Source organism: Streptomyces sp. NBC_00654 (assembly GCF_026341775.1).
Taxonomy (GTDB): domain Bacteria; phylum Actinomycetota; class Actinomycetes; order Streptomycetales; family Streptomycetaceae; genus Streptomyces.
Map to the genome: position 1 here is coordinate 2,569,533 of NZ_JAPEOB010000002.1, position 16,370 is coordinate 2,585,902.

Genomic DNA, 16,370 nt, shown 5'->3' on the forward strand with positions numbered 1-16,370 from the left:
TGAGGAAGGGCCCCGCACCGGTTTTCCGGTGCGGGGCCCTTCTCGTGTCGGGTCAGCCGGAGCAGGGGCTCACGCGTGGGCGTCCGTCCGGGTCTCCGAGGCCGCCGCGGGCACCTTGGGGCGGTCCGGCAGCAGACGGCTGTAGATGCCGTCGAGGACCTCGGCCTGCGCCTCCCAGGTCCACTTCTCCAGCAGCCCCGGCTTGTCGTAGGCGGCCCGGTAGCGCTCGGGGTCGGCCAGCACGGCCTTCACCGCCCGGACGTAGTCCTCGGTGTCCTGGGCGCGGAAGACCTCGCCCTGGCCCGTCGACTCGACCATCTCGGACATCGTGCGGATGTCGCTGACGATCTGCGGGAGCCTGGCCTGCGAGTACTCGAAGAACTTGTTGCTCAGCGCCAGCTCGTGGTTGGCCAGGTGATGGAGCGGGCTGACGGCCGCGTCGGCCGGGGCCACGAACTCGGCGACCTGCCAGTGCGGGACGAACGGCAGGAAGTGCACCCGGTCGCCGACCCCCAGCTCGTCGACGAGCTTGCGGATCGTGGCGGTCGCCGCGTACGGCTTGCCCGGCGGCACGGAGACCATCGCGACATGCACGTCCGGCATGCGGGTGAGGCCCTCGATGATCGTCTCGACCCCGCGGACCGGGTTGATGCCACCGACGTACGCGAGGAGCGGGGTGTCCGCGCCGACGCCGCACAGCTCCCGCAGGTCCGGTACGGGGTCGGCTCCGGCGACCTCGTCCGCGCCCGGGGAGAGCACCGGGGCGTTCAGCACGACCGTCGGCAGTACGGACAGGCCGTGGCCCTCCTTGAGCAGCTCCGCCAGGGCCGGGGAGACCGTGATCACCGCGTCGGCGAACACGGCGTGCTCCTTCTCCCACGCCACATGGCCGGGCAGCCAGCGGCCGTGCCGCGGGGGCAGGCCGGGGACGTACTCATGGGCGTCCCAGACCAGCTTCACGGGCCGGCCGGCCGCGCGGGCGCGCACGGCGGCGCGGGCGCCGACGCCGAGCATCTTGAAGTCGTGGGCGTGGATCAGGTCGGGCTTCAGCGCGTCGATGTGCTTGGCGAAGGCCAGCTCGAAGTCCCACAGGTTCGGCATCAGACGGCGCCAGGAGCGCTGCTTCATCAGCGTCTGCCACACGGCGGTCGTGGTCCGGTCCAGGGAGGCGTCCAGCATGGACCGGCGCTTCTGCAGGTTCGTCGTCTCGCGGGCGCGCAGCGCGACCCACTTGCTGTAGATCTTGGCGCTCACGCGCGGCACCAGCAGACGGGCCTTGGAGCCGCCCGCGCTGCGGCCCGGGTGACCTGCCCTGGCCGCCTTCTCGGCCGCCTGCCGGAAGCTCAGGTCCGAGCGCCACGCCTTGGCGGCCTGCACCCGGTAGCGCGCCACCTGGGGCGAGCGGTAGGCGAGCGGGCGGCGGGGGAACGGGCGGCGCATGTCGTGCCGGCGCGGGTTGAGCGGGGTGGGCTTGGGGATCAGCCGCACCTCGGCGCTGCCGACCTTCCAGGAGTGCTTCTCGCTGTCCGGCGAGACTCCGAACAGCACGACGTCCCAGCCGGCGTCCGCCGCGGACCGGGCCGCCTTCTGTACCCGGGAGTCACCCCTGACCCCGTTGTCGACGAGCATGACCACTCGACCCCGGGGCTTGTGCCGCGTGGTGCTTTCGGGCTCCATGTACGCGCCTTTCCTGATAGCCGCCGTCACGGCCTTCTCCCCGCCGCAGACATACCGCAGCCAGCGAGCATACCGGCCCCCCGGGACCCTGCGGTGACCGTGCCCCGCAAGGCTCCACGTACCATCGGACCCGGCCCGCAACGGGCCCGGCAGCCTCCAAGGAGAAGAACAACGTGAAGGTCCTCAGCGTCGTCGGGGCCCGGCCCCAGCTCGTGAAACTCGCCCCCATCGCCGCGGCCTTCGCCGGCACGTCCCATCAGCATGTCATCGTGCACACCGGCCAGCACTACGACGCCGATCTGTCCGATGTGTTCTTCGACGGGCTCGGCATCCCCGCCCCGGACGTCCACCTGGGCGTGGGCTCCGGAAGCCACGGGGTGCAGACCGGAGCGGTGCTCGCCGCCATGGACAAGGTACTGGAGGACGAGCGGCCGGACTGGGTCCTGGTCTACGGGGACACCAACTCCACCGTCGCCGGCGCGCTGTCCGCGGTGAAGATGCACCTGCCGGTCGCCCACCTCGAAGCGGGCCTGCGCTCGTTCAACCGCCGGATGCCCGAGGAGCACAACCGGGTCCTCACCGACCACTGCGCCGACCTGCTGCTCGCCCCCACCGAGGAGGCCATGCGCCACCTGGCCAACGAGGGCCTGGCCGGGCGTTCCCGGCTCGCGGGTGACGTGATGGTCGACATCTGCCTGCGCATCCGTGACGCGGTGGCCGCCGGGGAGCACCCCGCACCGGCCCTGCCCGAGGGCATCGACCCGGCAGCGCCGTTCCTGCTCGCCACGCTCCACCGGCCGGACAACACCGACGACCCGGAGCGGCTGTCGGCGATCCTTGCCTCGCTGGCCGCGCTTCCGGTGCCGGTGGCGCTGCTCGCGCACCCGCGTCTGGTGGCGCGCGCCGAGGAGCACGGCATCAAGCTGGAGCAGGGCAACCTGCACGTCGGCCGCCCGCTGCCGTACGCCGGTCTGGTCGCCGCCGTGGTGGCCTCGGCCGGTGTGGTCACCGACTCGGGCGGTCTCCAGAAGGAGGCGTTCCTGCTCGGCCGGGCGTGCACCACGGTCCGCCCGGAGACGGAGTGGGTGGAGACCCTGGAGGGCGGCTGGAACGTCCTCGTCCCGGACCCGCACGAGCTGCCCGCGGACGAGTTCGCGGCGCTGGCGACCCGCCCGGCCCCGGAGACCGAGCGCGGTACGCCCTACGGCGAGGGCACCGCGGCCGTACGGGTCGTGGAGCTGATGGAGGAGGCGCTGCGCGGCTGACCGAGGCCAACCGGCGTACGAGAAGGGGCTCCCCGGCCGACTGCGGCCGGGGAGCCCCTTCTGTCATGTCCTCGCGCGAAGACGGGCGTCCTCGCGGTGCCGGTCAGCGCCTCAGGAAACCGTCCAGGGCGCGGGCCGTGGCGGTGCCGTCGTGGTACTCCCGTGCGAACGCGGCCGACTCGGCGCCGATCCGGGCCGTGCCCTCACGGTCGGCGAGCAGCGCCTCCATGACCGAGTCCAGCGTCTCCGGGGTGGCGTTGACGATCGGCGGGGTCACTCCGCACGCCGCGATCGACTCCTTGTCGAGGTGGGCGACCACCGGCTTGCCGGCGGCCATGCCCTCGCAGGCGAACGTCCCGTACGTACCGATGGCGAACTGGTCGACGATGATGTCCGCCTCCATCACCATCTCCCGGACCGTGGCCCAGGAGACCTTCTCGGCCAGCCGGAAATCGATCAGGCCCCGGTCGTGGAGGTCCTGGAGCACCGGCAGCACCCGGTCGGTGCCCTTGGTCCAGCGCGCCGAGGGGGCGTGCAGGACGACAGGGCGTTCGCGCTGCATCACCGGCCGGTCGCAGGCCCATGCCTCGACGTCCACGACGAGCGGCGCCCAGGTGGCCATCGGCAGGTCCAGCAGCAGGTCGGGCGTGGTGACGAAGACCGGCAGCCCGCTCTCCCGCGCGATACGCCGGTTCCGCTCCGCGATCGCCGCCAGCTTGTCCTCGTAGCCCTCGGGGGCGTCGAGGAAGAGGGAGTACGGGTTGCGCTTCCGGTGCTGTGCGGGGTCGCGCACCTCACTGCCGTGGGCGAGCAGCGCGACCTTCAGCCCGCCGTTGAGGAGCGCGGGCAGGTCGCCCTCGATGCTGTCGCCGTTCAGTCCGCCGAAGACGGGGCGGAAGGCGTCGGCGATGAGGTGCGTGTAGCGCGGCACGATCCGCTGCACCTGTTCGAGCTGCACATCGAGGTTCTTGAGGGACTTGCCGTCGACATAGACGTCGGCCGGGTACTCGTGCGTCTGCGCGGTGCGGTGCTTGACCACTTCCGCCGAGACGTCGGAGCGCTCACGGGTGACTGCCTGCGCGAAGGCGGCGAGCTGCCCGGCGTAGTTGGCCGGGCCCAGACCGAGCTTGACCGGGGTCTTGCCGAGCGGCGTCCAGCCCCGCTCCAGCTCCTCGCGCGGCTCCTCGTCCTCCTCGGTGTCGGTGACGGCGCGCTCGACGGCTCCCCAGGAGAAGCCCGCCGCGGGCGCGGGCGGGGTGAGGCCCGAGATCTCGCTGTAGAGCGCCATCAGGCCCTCGCACTGATGCTCCCAGGAGAGCTCGGTGAGGATGGGCTCGGTGATGTGCTCCTTCATCTCCGCGACACCGGCGATGCCACGGGTGACGGCCTCGACGAACGAGGCGGCGTCGCCGGAGACGAACACCTCGCCGACGCCGTGCTCCCGTACGAACGCGCTGAGGGTCTTCACATCGCTGGCGATGATCGGCAGCCCCGCGTGCAGGTACTCGGCCGTCTTGGTCGGCAGGGACAGCTCGTAGTTGATCGTCCGCTGGGAACAGATCAGACCGAGGTCCGCGGTGGAGAGGTAGTCCGCCACCTCGTGCTGGGCCACGTAGGGAACCACATGGATGCGGTCCCGTACGCCGGTCTCCTCGGCGAGTTCCAGCAGTCTGACCAGCTCCGGGCTGCGCTTGCCCGCGACGACCGCGAGGTGGTAGCCGGGCAGCCCGGCCAGACCCTCCACCGCGGTGCCGAGCCCGCGTTCGGAGGAGATCCAGCCGGAGTACACGAGCAGCGGGACGCTGTCGTCGAGGCCGCAGGCCTGCCGGACCGACACGCGCCCGGCGGCGCCGCCGATGGTCTCGCGGATCGGGGTGTTGCGGACCACGAGGGGCGTCTTCGCCAGTGCGTAGTCCTGCTGGATGACCTCGGCGATCTCCGGGGAGACCGTCACCACGGCGTCGGCCTTGCCGATGAACTCCTTCTCCACGGCGGGGAAGGCGGTGGTCATCAGCGGCTGGGGCCACTCGACGCCCGCGACGTACTCGTGCGCGTCGTACAGCCAGGCGCACTTGCGGCCGCTCGCCCGCAGCCGGGCGGCAGCCATGGCACCCAGGTTGATGGCGGTGATGTCGTTGGCGTGGATGACGTCCGGCGCGAGCTTCTCGATGACGGGGCCGAATGCCAGGTCCAGGTCGAGCAGGGCCGGCCAGTCCTTGCGCCAGTCGCCGGTGGGCTGCTGCTCGGGCTTGCGCCGCTGCTCCCACTTGTAGGCCTTCAGCCGCAGCTTGTGCGCGCCGCGGCGGGCCCGCACCACGGCCTTGAGCCCGACGGCAGCCGGTCCGCCGAGGGCCGTGGACTGGCTCAACCACCCGATCCTGGCGGTCTGTTCACGCACCCAGGTGCCGTGCGCGGCACGCAACTGCTCCAGTCCCGCACGGTCCTTGATGCCGAACTGCGTCAGATGCGCGCGGGCGCCGCCCTGGACGGCGCGGGCCGCCACCCGTCGCTTCATATGGGCGGCGACCGGTACACGTACGACCTTGACCGGTCCGAACCAGGAGCGCTCGGTGTGCTTGGAAAGGCTGCGGCCGATGAGAGTGACGTCCCAGCCGGCGCGAGCAGCGGCGAGCGCCGTCTTCTGCACCCGGGAGTCCCCAGTGATGCCGTTGGCGACGATGACGGCAAGTTTGGGGCGGGCGACAGATGTTGACATGCTTCAATCCTTACACGACAAACTGAGCTATCCCGGACATATTAGGTCAACCTCCGATAACAACGCGGCGAACACCTTCCCAGCGGGCCGGGTCCGTCGTCCGCCGCCCGTCGACCAGGACGCGGACGTCCGGCAGGTCGGCGGCGGCCAGCTCGCGGTACTCGGCGTGGTCGGCCTGGAGGACGGCCGCGGTGACGGTCTGGCCCTCGTGCGGGACGAGACCGTGCGCGGTCAGCTCCTGGGGGGTGTACATCGGGTCCGAGACGAACGGCACCGCGCCGCGCGCCTTCAGCGCCTCGACGACTCCGAAGACACCGGAGAACGCGGTCTCCTTGACCCCGCCGCGGTAGGCGGCGCCCAGCACCAGCACGCCGACGCCGTCCAGGTCGCCGTAGGCGGCGGCCAGCAGGTCCACGGCGTACTCGGGCATCGCGGCGTTGGCCTCACGGGCCGAGCGCACGACGGTCGCCTCCGGGTCGTTCCACAGGTACATCCGCGGGTAGATCGGGATGCAGTGGCCGCCGACGGCGATTCCGGGCTGGTGGATGTGACTGTAGGGCTGGCTGTTGCAGGCCTCGATGACCTTCTTGACGTCGATGCCGCTCCGGTCGGCGAACCGGGCGAACTGGTTGGCCAGACCGATGTTGACGTCGCGGTAGGTGGTCTCGGCGAGCTTGGCGAGCTCGGAGGCCTCCGCCGTACCGAGGTCCCACACGCCGTTGGGCCGCGGCAGGTCCTCGCGCTCGTCGAAGTCGAGCACGGCCTCGTAGAACTCGACACCGTGCCGGGCGGACGCCTCGTCGATGCCGCCGACGAGCTTGGGGTAGCGGCGCAGGTCGGCGAAGACCCGGCCGGTCAGCACCCGCTCCGGGGAGAAGACCAGGTGGAAGTCCTCGCCCGGGGTGAGTCCGGAGCCCTCGGCCAGCATCGGCGCCCAGCGGGTACGGGTGGTGCCGACCGGCAGCGTGGTCTCGTAGCTCACCAGGGTGCCCGGCTTCAGCCCGGCGGCGATCGCCTTGGTGGCGGCGTCCATCCAGCCGAAGTCCGGGGTGCCCTCGGCGTCCACGAAGAGCGGGACGACGACCACGACGGCGTCGGACGCGGCGACCGCGGCCGTGGTGTCCGTCGTCGCGGAGAGCAGACCGGCGCCCACCGTCTCCTTGAGCATGACGTCCAGGTCGTGCTCGCCGGGGAACGGCTCGGTGGCCGCGTTGACCAGCTCGACGACCTTCTCGTTGACGTCCGCGCCGATGACCGTGTGGCCCTTGGCTGCGAACTGCACGGCGAGCGGAAGTCCGATCTTGCCGAGCGCGACTACACAGATGTTCATCGGGTTTACTTCCTCTTCCGGCCGGACAGCTTGCGGCGCAGCCGCGCCAGCATCCCGGGCCTGGTCTCCCACAGCGGGGCCGTCGTGATCACGAGCCGGCCCTTGGTGTTCGGATTCGCGGCGACGCGATAGGGGACGGCCCGCCCCCACCGCCGCGCCAGTGGCATCGGCAGTCCGTCGGTGCGCACGGGGATCTCGTACGTCGAGCCCGCCACATCGGCGTAGACCCGCACACCCCGCTTCGCCTTGACGGGCTGGATCGGGATGCGGGCGCTCAGCAGGGTGCCCCGGCCCTCGCCCGCGGGCTCCCTGACGAACTCTCCGACCGCCTCGGGGCACCGGGCGTCCTTGGGCATCCGCAGCGCTCCCGGCTTGTCCGCGCTCTTGGGCATCGCGCCCTGCGCCAGGGCGACCACGGCCGAGGACGTGTCACCGATGATCCCGAGCCGCAGCCTCAGGGCGAGGGACAGCTCCGCCCCGTCCTGCTCCCACGCGGCCGACTCCAGCTCCGTGCTCTTCGAGAGCCTGCCCGGTACCGCCTCGCCGAGCACCTCGTAGAAGCGGTCCTCCAGGCCGACCGCGTCGTCCCGGAAGCCAGGGTAGGCGGCGAAGGCCCGCCCGCCCTCCAGGAAGAACGGCGGGGCCCCGTGCTCGGTCTCGTCCGCGATGGCGCGGCTGAGCTCCTCGACGGCACCGCGCCGGGCGAGACCGAAGCGCACCCGTCGCGTCACCCCCGTACCGTCGCGCAGGCCGTCGGTGTAGTACTCGTCCAACAAGGCGGCCAAGCCCTCGCACACCAGGCGCTTGGTGCCGGTGTCGAGGGCGGGGAAGTCCTTCTGCAGGAGCTTGGACAGCTCCCAGTCGAAGTGCCGCTTGAACACGGCGTCGCGCTGCGGGCCCGGCTCGATGAGACCGGCCGTGTGCTTCATGATCTTCGCGGTGCACCGGAGCCGGGCCAGATGGTCGGCCCGGTAGGTGATGTTGCTCGCGTCACCGCGCTTGACCGCGTAGTAGTACGTGTAGTCGGAGAGCACCGAGATCCTGCGGGCCCGGACGCACGCCTCGATCGTGAACGGCTGGTCACTGCCGACCGGCAGGTCCTCCGGGAACCGCAGGCCGTGCTTCTCCACCAGTTCACGGCGGAAGAGCTTGGTGTTGGCCAGCGTGAACGGAAGAGCCGAGGTGTAGAGGCTGATATCCGGATTGTTCCCGGTGTACAGCTTCTGGTGGACATAACGGCCGTTCGTCCCGACCATCTTGCCGACGACCACATCGGAGTCGTGCTTGTCGGCGCAGGCCACCATCCGTTCCAGCGCCTCTTCACCGAGGTAGTCGTCGGAACCGATGAAGTAGACATAACGCCCGGTGGCGATGTCCAGGGCCCGATTACTGGGAGCGGCCGGCCCGCCGGAATTCTCCTGGTGAATAACCTTGACCGTATCCGGATAAAGCGCCGCGAAACGGTCCAGTTCGTTACCGCTGTCGTCGGTGGACCCGTCGTCCACCGCGATCACTTCGAGCCGCTCCCGTCCGATGCTCTGTCCCACGAGCGAATTCAGACACTCGGTGAGATACGGCATGGTGTTGTAAACGGCTACGACGACGGTGACAGCCGGTTCGGTCAACTGGCCACACCCTCGAACGGCGCGTCCAGGTCCTTCAGCGACACCGCGAGTCCGGTCGACGCCGATTCGAGCACGGCGGCGGCCACCTCCACGGTACGGAGCCCCTGGCGCAGGGTGCAGATGTCGGACGACTTCCCCTGCACGGCGTCCCGGAACAGCTCGTGCTCGACGAGCAGCGGCTCGCGCTTCGGGATGGCGTAGCGGATCATGTCGCCCTCGGAGACCCCGCGGAACGCGCGCAGCGCCTCCCACTCGGTGGTCACCGACGCGTTCGAGTGGAACGTGAGGTCGGCGGTGAGGGTGTCGGCGATGAAGCAGCCGCGCTCACCGGTGACCGAGGTGAACCGCTCCTTGAGCGGGCTCAGCCAGTTGACCAGGTGGTTGACCATCGTGCCGTCCGAGAGCTGGCCCACGGCGGAGACCATGTCCTCGTGCGGGCGGCCGGACTTCGACACGGTGTGGGCCGCGATCGAGTTGTACGTCTGACCGGTCACCCAGCCCGTCAGGTCGATGTCGTGGGTCGCGAGGTCCTTGACGACGCCGACGTCGGCGATCCGGTGCGGGAAGGGACCCTGACGCCGGGTGACGACCTGGTACACATCACCGAGTTCGCCGGCCTCCAGACGGCTGCGCAGCGAGCGCAGGGCCGGGTTGCAGCGTTCGATGTGGCCGACACCGGCCACCAGGCCGCGCGCCTCGAAGGCCTCGACGAGCCGGCGGGCGCCCTCCACGGTGTCCGCGAGCGGCTTCTCGATCAGCGCGCAGACACCGGCGTCGGCGAGCTGCAGGCCGACTTCCTCGTGCAGCCCGGTGGGGCAGGCCACGACGGCGTAGTCGATGCCCAGGGCGATGAGTTCCTCGACGGTCGACAGGACGGGGGCGCCCTGCGCCCAGCCGTTCTTGTCGCCCATCGGGTCGACGACGCCGACCAGGTCCACACCCTCCAGGCCGGCGAGCACCCGGGCGTGGTGGCGGCCCATGGAGCCGAGCCCGATGAGGCCGGCCTTCAGTACGGCGCTCACAGGTTCTCCCCCAGCGCGTTCACGGCGGCGGCGATGCGCGCCAGGTCGCCCTCGGTGAGCGAGGGGTGCACCGGCAGCGAGACGACCTCGGCGGCGGCCCGCTCGGTCTCCGGCAGATCCCAGGTGCGGCCGGCCTTCTGGTCCGGCTCCCAGTAGGGCTTGAGCCGGTGGATCGGCGTCGGGTAGTAGACCGCGTTGCCGACGCCCGCCTCGGTGAGCTTCGCCATCGCGGCGTCCCGGTCGCCCCGCACCCGGATCGTGTACTGGTGGTAGACGTGACGGGCGCCCTCGGCGACCGGCGGCGTCACGACGCACGGCGCGGTGATGTGCGCGTCGAGGTACGCCGCGTTGGCACGGCGCTGCTCGGTCCAGGCGTCCAGCTTGGTCAGCTGCACCCGGCCGACGGCGGCGGACACGTCCGTCATACGCATGTTGGCGCCGACGATCTCGTTGGCGTACCGCTGCTCCATGCCCTGGTTGCGCAGCAGGCGCAGGGTGCGGGCGGTCTCCGCGTCGGCGGTGGTGACCATGCCTCCCTCCAGCGAGTGCATGTTCTTGGTGGGGTAGAAGCTGAAGGTGCCGCCCGCGCCGAACGCGCCGACGGGGGTCCCGTTCAGCGCCGCGGCGTGTGCCTGGCAGGCGTCCTCGACCACGGCGAGCTTGTGCTTGTCCGCGATGGGCATGAGCCTGTCCATCGCCGCCGGGTGACCGTAGAGGTGCACGGGCATGATCGCGGCGGTGCGCGGGGTGATCGCGGCCTCGACCGCGGCCGGGTCGAGGCCGAAGCTGCCGGGCTCGATGTCGGCGAAGACGACGTCGGCGCCGACCAGGCGGACCGCGTTCGCGGACGCGGCGAAGGAGAAGGAGGGGACGATCACCTCGTCGCCCGGACCGATGCCCAGGGCGAGCAGCAGCAGGTGAAGTGCCGAGGTGCCCGAGTTGACGGCGACACAGTGCCGGCCGTCGACCAGGTCCGAGAAGCCTTCCTCGAAGGCCGCGACCTCGGGCCCCTGCACCACGCGGCCGCTGCGCAGTACGCGTACCGCGGCCTCGATCTCGTCTTCCCCGATGACCGGGCGGGCAGCAGGAATCGGCTGCTCGTTGATGCTCGTCATGGACGTCCTCCTTGAACACCGCAAGAGCTCTTAACAGGCAGAGGTCTGGGGTGCGGGACGTCTCACGAGGCCGCGCCTAACCCCACCGGCACAATGCCGACGCCCTGCCGAGGATTCTGGGTCCGGTCTGTCCGCCACCGGGCCGGTCACCGATTGTAGTTTCTGTTCAGAACCGCTACAGGCCAGCAACCGCCGTCACATTATCAGGGATTTCTCAGGCGATTTCGGGCCCGTTAACCCGTGCTTGCATCAGTTCTGAAACAAAGCACGTGTCCCGCCCCGAAGGCTTCGGGGCGGGACACGTGAGTTGAACTGTCGGTTACGGAATCATCAACTGCCGGACTCCGTGCCCTCCGCTGACGGCGCCGAAGCGGTCACGGAAGGCGACGACTGCTCTGCGGCGACCGTCTTCTTCGTGGCCTTCTTCGCCGTCGTCTTCTTCGCGGTGGTCTTCTTGGCGGCCGTCTTCTTCGCGGCGGTCTTCGCAGCCGTCTTCGTGGCGGCGGCCTTCTTGGCCGGCGCCTTCTTGGCGGTCTTGCGTGCCGTCTTCTTCGCCGGCGCCTCGGCGGCCTGGGCCTCCGCAGCCGGTGCGTCGGCGGCAGGTGCCTCGGCGGCGGGTGCCCCGGACGCGGGGGTACCGGTCACGACCACGACCGCCTGCTCCTCGGCACCCGCGGGCGAGCCCGCCGGAGCGGTGACCTTACGGGTCACCCGGCGCCGGGCACGCGGCGGGGCGGCCGGGGCCTCGGTGACCTCGGGCGCGGGCGCCTCGACGACCGGGTCCTCGGCGGCGACCGGCTCCGCGGTGGGCTCGGCCGGCCGGACCGGCTCCGCCGCCTCGGCCTGCTTCGGCGAACCCGCCGGGGCGGACGCCTTCCGGATCGCACGGCGACGCGTCCGGCCCTGCGGTGCCGCCTCGGCCTCGGGGGCCGCAGCGGCCACCGGGGTCTCGACGACCGGCTCGGGCCCGGCCTGCGCCTCGCTCACCGGGGCGCTCTCCGCCGGAGCGGCCTCCGCGACCGGGGCGGTCTCCGCGACCGGCGCCGGAGCGGCGGCCTTCGGCGCTCCGGCCGGGGCCGACACCTTGCGGGTCGCACGGCGACGGCCGCGTCCACGCGTGGCGGCGGCCTCCGCCTCGGCCGGGCTGCTGTACAGCTCCTCGTCCGCGACGAACTCCGGCTCGGGCAGCGCCACCGGGGCGGCGACCTCCGCGGCCAGCTCGGCCTCGGTCTCGTCCGCGTGCTCGGCGCCGTGCTCGTGGTGCTCGGCGTACTGCTCGTGCTCGTGCTCCTGGCCCGCGCCGCCGCGGCCGCGCTTCTTGGAACGCTTGCCACCGCCGCCACCGGCGGACGTCGGCTGCTCCATGTGCACGATCACACCGCGCCCGTTGCAGTGGACGCAGGTCTCGGAGAAGGACTCCAGCAGACCCTGGCCCACCCGCTTGCGGGTCATCTGGACCAGGCCCAGCGAAGTGACCTCGGCGACCTGGTGCTTCGTACGGTCGCGGCCCAGGCACTCCAGCAGTCGCCGCAGCACCAGATCCCGGTTGGACTCCAGCACCATGTCGATGAAGTCGACGACGACGATACCGCCGAGGTCGCGCAGCCGCAGCTGACGCACGATCTCCTCGGCCGCCTCCAGGTTGTTCTTGGTGACGGTCTCCTCAAGGTTGCCGCCCTGACCGGTGAACTTTCCGGTGTTGACGTCGACGACGACCATGGCCTCGGTCTTGTCGATCACCAGCGAGCCGCCGCTGGGCAGGTAGACCTTGCGGTCCAGCGCCTTCATCAGCTGCTCGTCGATCCGGTACGTCGCGAAGACGTCGACCTCGGAGGTCCAGCGCGACAGGCGCTCCGTCAGGTCCGGCGCGACGTGCGAGACATAGCCGTGGATGGTCTCCCACGCGTCGTCGCCGCTCACGATGACCTTCGAGAAGTCCTCGTTGAAGATGTCGCGGACGACCCGGACGGTCATGTCCGGCTCGCCGTAGAGCAGCGTCGGCGCGTTGGAGCTGCCGCTGTTCTTCGACTTCTTCTGGATCTCCTCCCACTGCTGCTGGAGCCGCTCGACATCACGGCGCAGCTCGTCCTCGCTCGCGCCCTCGGCGGCGGTGCGCACGATGACGCCCGCGTCCTCGGGAACGATCTTCTTGAGGATGGTCTTCAGCCGGGACCGCTCGGTGTCGGGCAGCTTGCGGCTGATCCCGGTCATCGAGCCCTCGGGCACGTACACCAGGTAGCGGCCGGGCAGCGAGACCTGGCTGGTCAGGCGGGCGCCCTTGTGGCCGATCGGGTCCTTCGTCACCTGGACGAGGACCGACTGGCCGGACTTGAGAGCCGTCTCGATCCGGCGCGGCCCGTGTGCCATGCCGAGCGCCTCGAAGTTGACCTCACCGGCGTACAGGACGGCGTTGCGGCCCTTGCCGATGTCGACGAAGGCGGCCTCCATGGACGGCAGAACGTTCTGCACCTTGCCCAGGTAGACGTTGCCGACGTAGCTGGTGGCCTGCTCCTTGTTGACGTAGTGCTCGACGAGCACGTTGTCCTCGAGGACGCCGATCTGGGTGCGCTCGCCGCTCTGGCGGACGACCATCACCCGCTCGACGGCCTCGCGGCGGGCCAGGAACTCCGCCTCGGTGATGATCGGGACGCGGCGGCGGCCCTGCTCACGGCCTTCGCGGCGGCGCTGCTTCTTCGCCTCCATACGGGTCGAGCCCTTGATGGACTGGACCTCGTCGAAGCCGGTGCCGGGCTCGCGCTCTTCCTTCTTGCGGGGCTCCCGGACCTTGACGACCGTACGCTCCGGGTCGTCCTGACCGTTGTCGGCCTCGGCGGAGGCGTCACCGCTGCGACGGCGGCGGCGACGGCGGCGACGGCTGCTGCTCGAACCGGCGGCCGAGGAGTCGTTGTCCTCCTCGTCCTCCGCCTCGTCGGCGTCCTGCCCCTGGTGCTCGTCCTCGGCGGAACGCTCGGAACGCTCGGAGCGGTCGGAGCGGTCGGAGCGGTCGGCGGGTGCCTCGTCGGTGTGCTGCTCGGCGTCGTCCGCGTCGTTGGTCTCACCGCGGCGACGGCGGCGGCCACCACGACGGCGACGGCGCGAGGGCCGGTCCCCGTACTCGTCGGTGTCGTCCCCCTCGCCCTCGTGCTCGGCGTCCGCACCGGTCTCGGGCTCGTCCTGCTCGTGCGCGGGCTGCTCGACGGGCTCCTCCACCGGGGCGGCGGGAGCGGCGGTCTGCTCGGGCTCGGCGGCCTCACCGCGACGGCGGCGACGGCGGCGCGAGCCGCCCTGCGGCGCGGCCTCGGGGGCTTCGGCCTCGGCGGGCGCGGCCGGCTGGGCGGTCTCGGCCTCGGCGGTCAGCTCCTCCTCGGCCTCGTCGATCTCGTCGTACGGGGTGACCGGACCGGCGGCGGCAGCGGCGGCGGCCGCGGTCTCGGGGGTCTGGAACATCGGCTCGGCGAAGACCGGCGCCTGGAAGACGGCCACGGCGGGGCGCGCGGCACGGCGGCCCTTGCGGGTGGGCTCCTCGGTCTTGCCGGTGAACTCCGGCCGACCCGCGGCGGCGGTGGCGCGACGGCGCTGACGGCCGCGCGGTGCGGCTTCCTCGACCTCGGCGGTCTCGGCGGCCAGCTCCTCGGCGACGGCCTCGGGGAGGCTCTCGCCGGTCTCGGCGGCCAGTTCCTCGGCGGTGGCCTCGGTGGGCTGCGGGGCACCGGCGGGAGCGGTGGCCTTACGGGTCGCACGGCGGCGGGCACGCGGCGCGGGAGCCTCGGCCTCCTCGACGACAGGCGCGGTCACGGGCTCGACGATCTCGACGGCGCTCTCCACGGCCTCGGCGCTCTGCGGCGCACCGGCCGGAGCGGTGGCCTTGCGCGTGGCACGGCGACGGGCACGCGGCGCCGGAGCCTCGGCCTCCTCGACGACCTCGGCGACGGGCGCCTCGGCGACCACCGGCTCGGCCACGACAGCGGCTTCCGCGGACTGCGGGGCACCCGCCGGAGCGGTGGCCTTACGGGTCGCACGGCGACGGGCGCGGGGAGCCGGCGGCTCCTCGACGACCTCGGCGGCCACCGCGGGCTCCACGATCTCCACGGCCTCGGCGCTCTGCGGCGCACCGGCCGGAGCCGTCGCCTTACGGGTCGCACGGCGACGGGCACGCGGCGCCGGAGCCTCGGCCTCCTCGACGACCTCAGCGACCTCGGCGACGGGCGCCTCGGCGACCACCGGCTCGGCCACAACAGCGGCTTCCGCGGCCTGCGGCGCACCGGCCGGAGCCGTCGCCTTACGGGTCGCACGGCGACGGGCGCGCGGTGCGGGGGCCTCGGCCTCGTCCGGCGCGGCGTCCGTGCTCGCGGAGACCTCGGCCTCGACGGCCGGCGTGCTGTCCTCGGTGCCCGGTACGCCCGCGGTGGGCGGGCCCGCGGGGCGGGAGGCCGCGCGGCGCCTGCGGCGCGGCGGCAGCTTGTCCCCGGGGGTGTTGTCTTCGGTGTTCCCGGTCGTACCGGGTTCGTTCGGCTCACTCATGCGGGCGGTTCTCCCGTCACGCTCCCGGGCGCCGCGCCTGATTCCGGTCCGGCACGGTCCGCTGATACGCGGTACCGCCGTCCGGGGCGCGGGCGCCGCACGGGAGCTGATGTCTGGCTCGCCGGTTCCGTACGCGTTGTACGCACGGCCTGGCGAAAGTCTTCTGGTCAGTGCGCGGCCCGACCCAGGTGGCTCCCGAGTCCAAGGGCTGCGCTACAACGACCGCCTTACGCGGATCCTGTACCTTCCGGCGCCGTCGCGACGGCTGCCTGGGCGACCGCTGGTTGAGCGGTCGGGGCTGCCTCGCGGTCAGGCGCGAGCGGGTCGGTCACCGTGCCGGACTCCTCGTCGAAGAGCCCCTGCTCCAGCCTGGTCACCGCTGCGGCAACCGGCGGCGCGAGGTCGGCCACAGCTCGGAGACCGGACAGGACGTCGTCGGGTCGCACGGCAGGTGTCACGTGCCGAACAACCAGCCGCAGTATCGCACAGGGCTTGTCCCCGGGCCTATCAGGCTGTGGATCAAGAGCCTGCAGGTCGGCGACGGCCGCACGGGCGTCAAAGGTCCGCATCCCGTTCTTCGCCCGGCGCTGGACCTCGACGGTCCCGGCGTCGTTGAAGGCGGAAACGGCCTTGCGGGCGTCCTCGGGCGTCACTCCGTCGAGGCGCATCTCCCAGACGGACGCGGTCAGTCTGTCGGCGAGACCCGAGGTACGGGCCTCCACCGCGTCGGTGATGTCGAGCCCGTCCGGCAGCGACTCGTCGAGCAGTGCGCGCAGCACATCGGGGTCACGCGCCTCGGTGAGGGCGATCTCCAGGAACTCGGCCTCGCTGCCCGTGCCGGTGGGGGCGGCATTGGCGTACGACACCTTGGGGTGCGGGGTGAAGCCGGCCGAGTACGCCATCGGCACCTCGGAGCGGCGCAGTGCCCGCTCGAAGGCCCGCTGGAAGTCTCGGTGGCTGGTGAACCGGAGGCGGCCGCGCTTGGTGTAGCGCAGGCGGATGCGCTGCACTGCCGGTGCGGGCGGCGGGCCTTCGGGCTGTCGCTTGCCCAGTGGTTCTTCTCCTCGGTGCGGGGCGGGCTCGGTGGAGCGCCGCCCAC

Annotated in this window: 9 protein-coding genes; 1 reads left to right on the forward strand and 8 read right to left on the reverse strand. The window is 71.7% G+C overall.

From position 1 onward, the window contains the following. Positions 1–69: 69 nt before the first annotated feature. Positions 70–1,677 (reverse strand): glycosyltransferase family 4 protein, encoded by a 1,608-nt coding sequence (locus OHA98_RS31735; protein WP_266930607.1) that lies wholly within the window; start codon positions 1,675–1,677, stop codon positions 70–72. Positions 1,678–1,850: 173 nt separating this feature from the next. Here OHA98_RS31735 and wecB point away from each other — a divergent pair, with 173 nt between their 5' ends. Continuing rightward, positions 1,851–2,942, forward strand: coding sequence for a non-hydrolyzing UDP-N-acetylglucosamine 2-epimerase (wecB, locus tag OHA98_RS31740; RefSeq protein ID WP_266930608.1), 1,092 nt, complete (start codon positions 1,851–1,853; stop codon positions 2,940–2,942). 103 nt (positions 2,943–3,045) lie between these two features. On the opposite strand, the gene OHA98_RS31745 is transcribed toward wecB, so the two are convergent. The 7 genes from OHA98_RS31745 to OHA98_RS31775 all read right to left on the reverse strand — a co-directional run bounded on the left by OHA98_RS31745 (position 3,046) and on the right by OHA98_RS31775 (position 16,281). Next, a complete protein-coding gene (locus OHA98_RS31745; protein WP_266930610.1) occupies positions 3,046–5,658 on the reverse strand; it encodes a glycosyltransferase in 2,613 nt (870 codons plus the stop codon). Positions 5,659–5,704: 46 nt separating this feature from the next. Then, positions 5,705–6,988, reverse strand: a complete 1,284-nt coding sequence (locus OHA98_RS31750) for a nucleotide sugar dehydrogenase (RefSeq protein ID WP_266930612.1) — start codon at positions 6,986–6,988, stop codon at positions 5,705–5,707. Between the two features lie 5 nt (positions 6,989–6,993). Further along, the gene (locus OHA98_RS31755; protein ID WP_266930614.1) at positions 6,994–8,613 is read right to left on the reverse strand and encodes a glycosyltransferase family 2 protein; all 1,620 of its coding nucleotides are present in this window, start codon (positions 8,611–8,613) and stop codon (positions 6,994–6,996) included. Next, positions 8,610–9,635, reverse strand: a complete 1,026-nt coding sequence (locus tag OHA98_RS31760; RefSeq protein ID WP_266930616.1) for a Gfo/Idh/MocA family protein — start codon at positions 9,633–9,635, stop codon at positions 8,610–8,612. The genes OHA98_RS31755 and OHA98_RS31760 overlap by 4 nt, the downstream gene beginning before the upstream one ends. Further along, on the reverse strand, positions 9,632–10,750 hold the full coding sequence (locus OHA98_RS31765) for a DegT/DnrJ/EryC1/StrS aminotransferase family protein (RefSeq protein ID WP_266930617.1): 1,119 nt from the start codon (positions 10,748–10,750) through the stop codon (positions 9,632–9,634). Before OHA98_RS31765 ends, OHA98_RS31760 begins: the two co-directional genes overlap by 4 nt. Positions 10,751–11,080: 330 nt before the next feature. After that, the gene (locus tag OHA98_RS31770; protein ID WP_266930619.1) at positions 11,081–15,271 is read right to left on the reverse strand and encodes an Rne/Rng family ribonuclease; all 4,191 of its coding nucleotides are present in this window, start codon (positions 15,269–15,271) and stop codon (positions 11,081–11,083) included. 227 nt (positions 15,272–15,498) lie between these two features. Next, positions 15,499–16,281 (reverse strand): TIGR03936 family radical SAM-associated protein, encoded by a 783-nt coding sequence (locus tag OHA98_RS31775; RefSeq protein WP_266930621.1) that lies wholly within the window; start codon positions 16,279–16,281, stop codon positions 15,499–15,501. Between the last annotated feature and the right edge of the window lie 89 nt (positions 16,282–16,370).

Bases quoted from the DNA above. Each gene is read 5' to 3' on its own strand.
- OHA98_RS31735 (WP_266930607.1), bottom strand. From the start codon at position 1,677: ATGGAGCCCGAAAGCACCACGCGGCACAAGCCCCGGGGTCGAGTGGTC.
- OHA98_RS31745 (WP_266930610.1), bottom strand. From the start codon at position 5,658: ATGTCAACATCTGTCGCCCGCCCCAAACTTGCCGTCATCGTCGCCAAC.
- OHA98_RS31765 (WP_266930617.1), bottom strand. From the start codon at position 10,750: ATGACGAGCATCAACGAGCAGCCGATTCCTGCTGCCCGCCCGGTCATC.
- OHA98_RS31750 (WP_266930612.1), bottom strand. From the start codon at position 6,988: ATGAACATCTGTGTAGTCGCGCTCGGCAAGATCGGACTTCCGCTCGCC.
- OHA98_RS31770 (WP_266930619.1), bottom strand. From the start codon at position 15,271: ATGAGTGAGCCGAACGAACCCGGTACGACCGGGAACACCGAAGACAAC.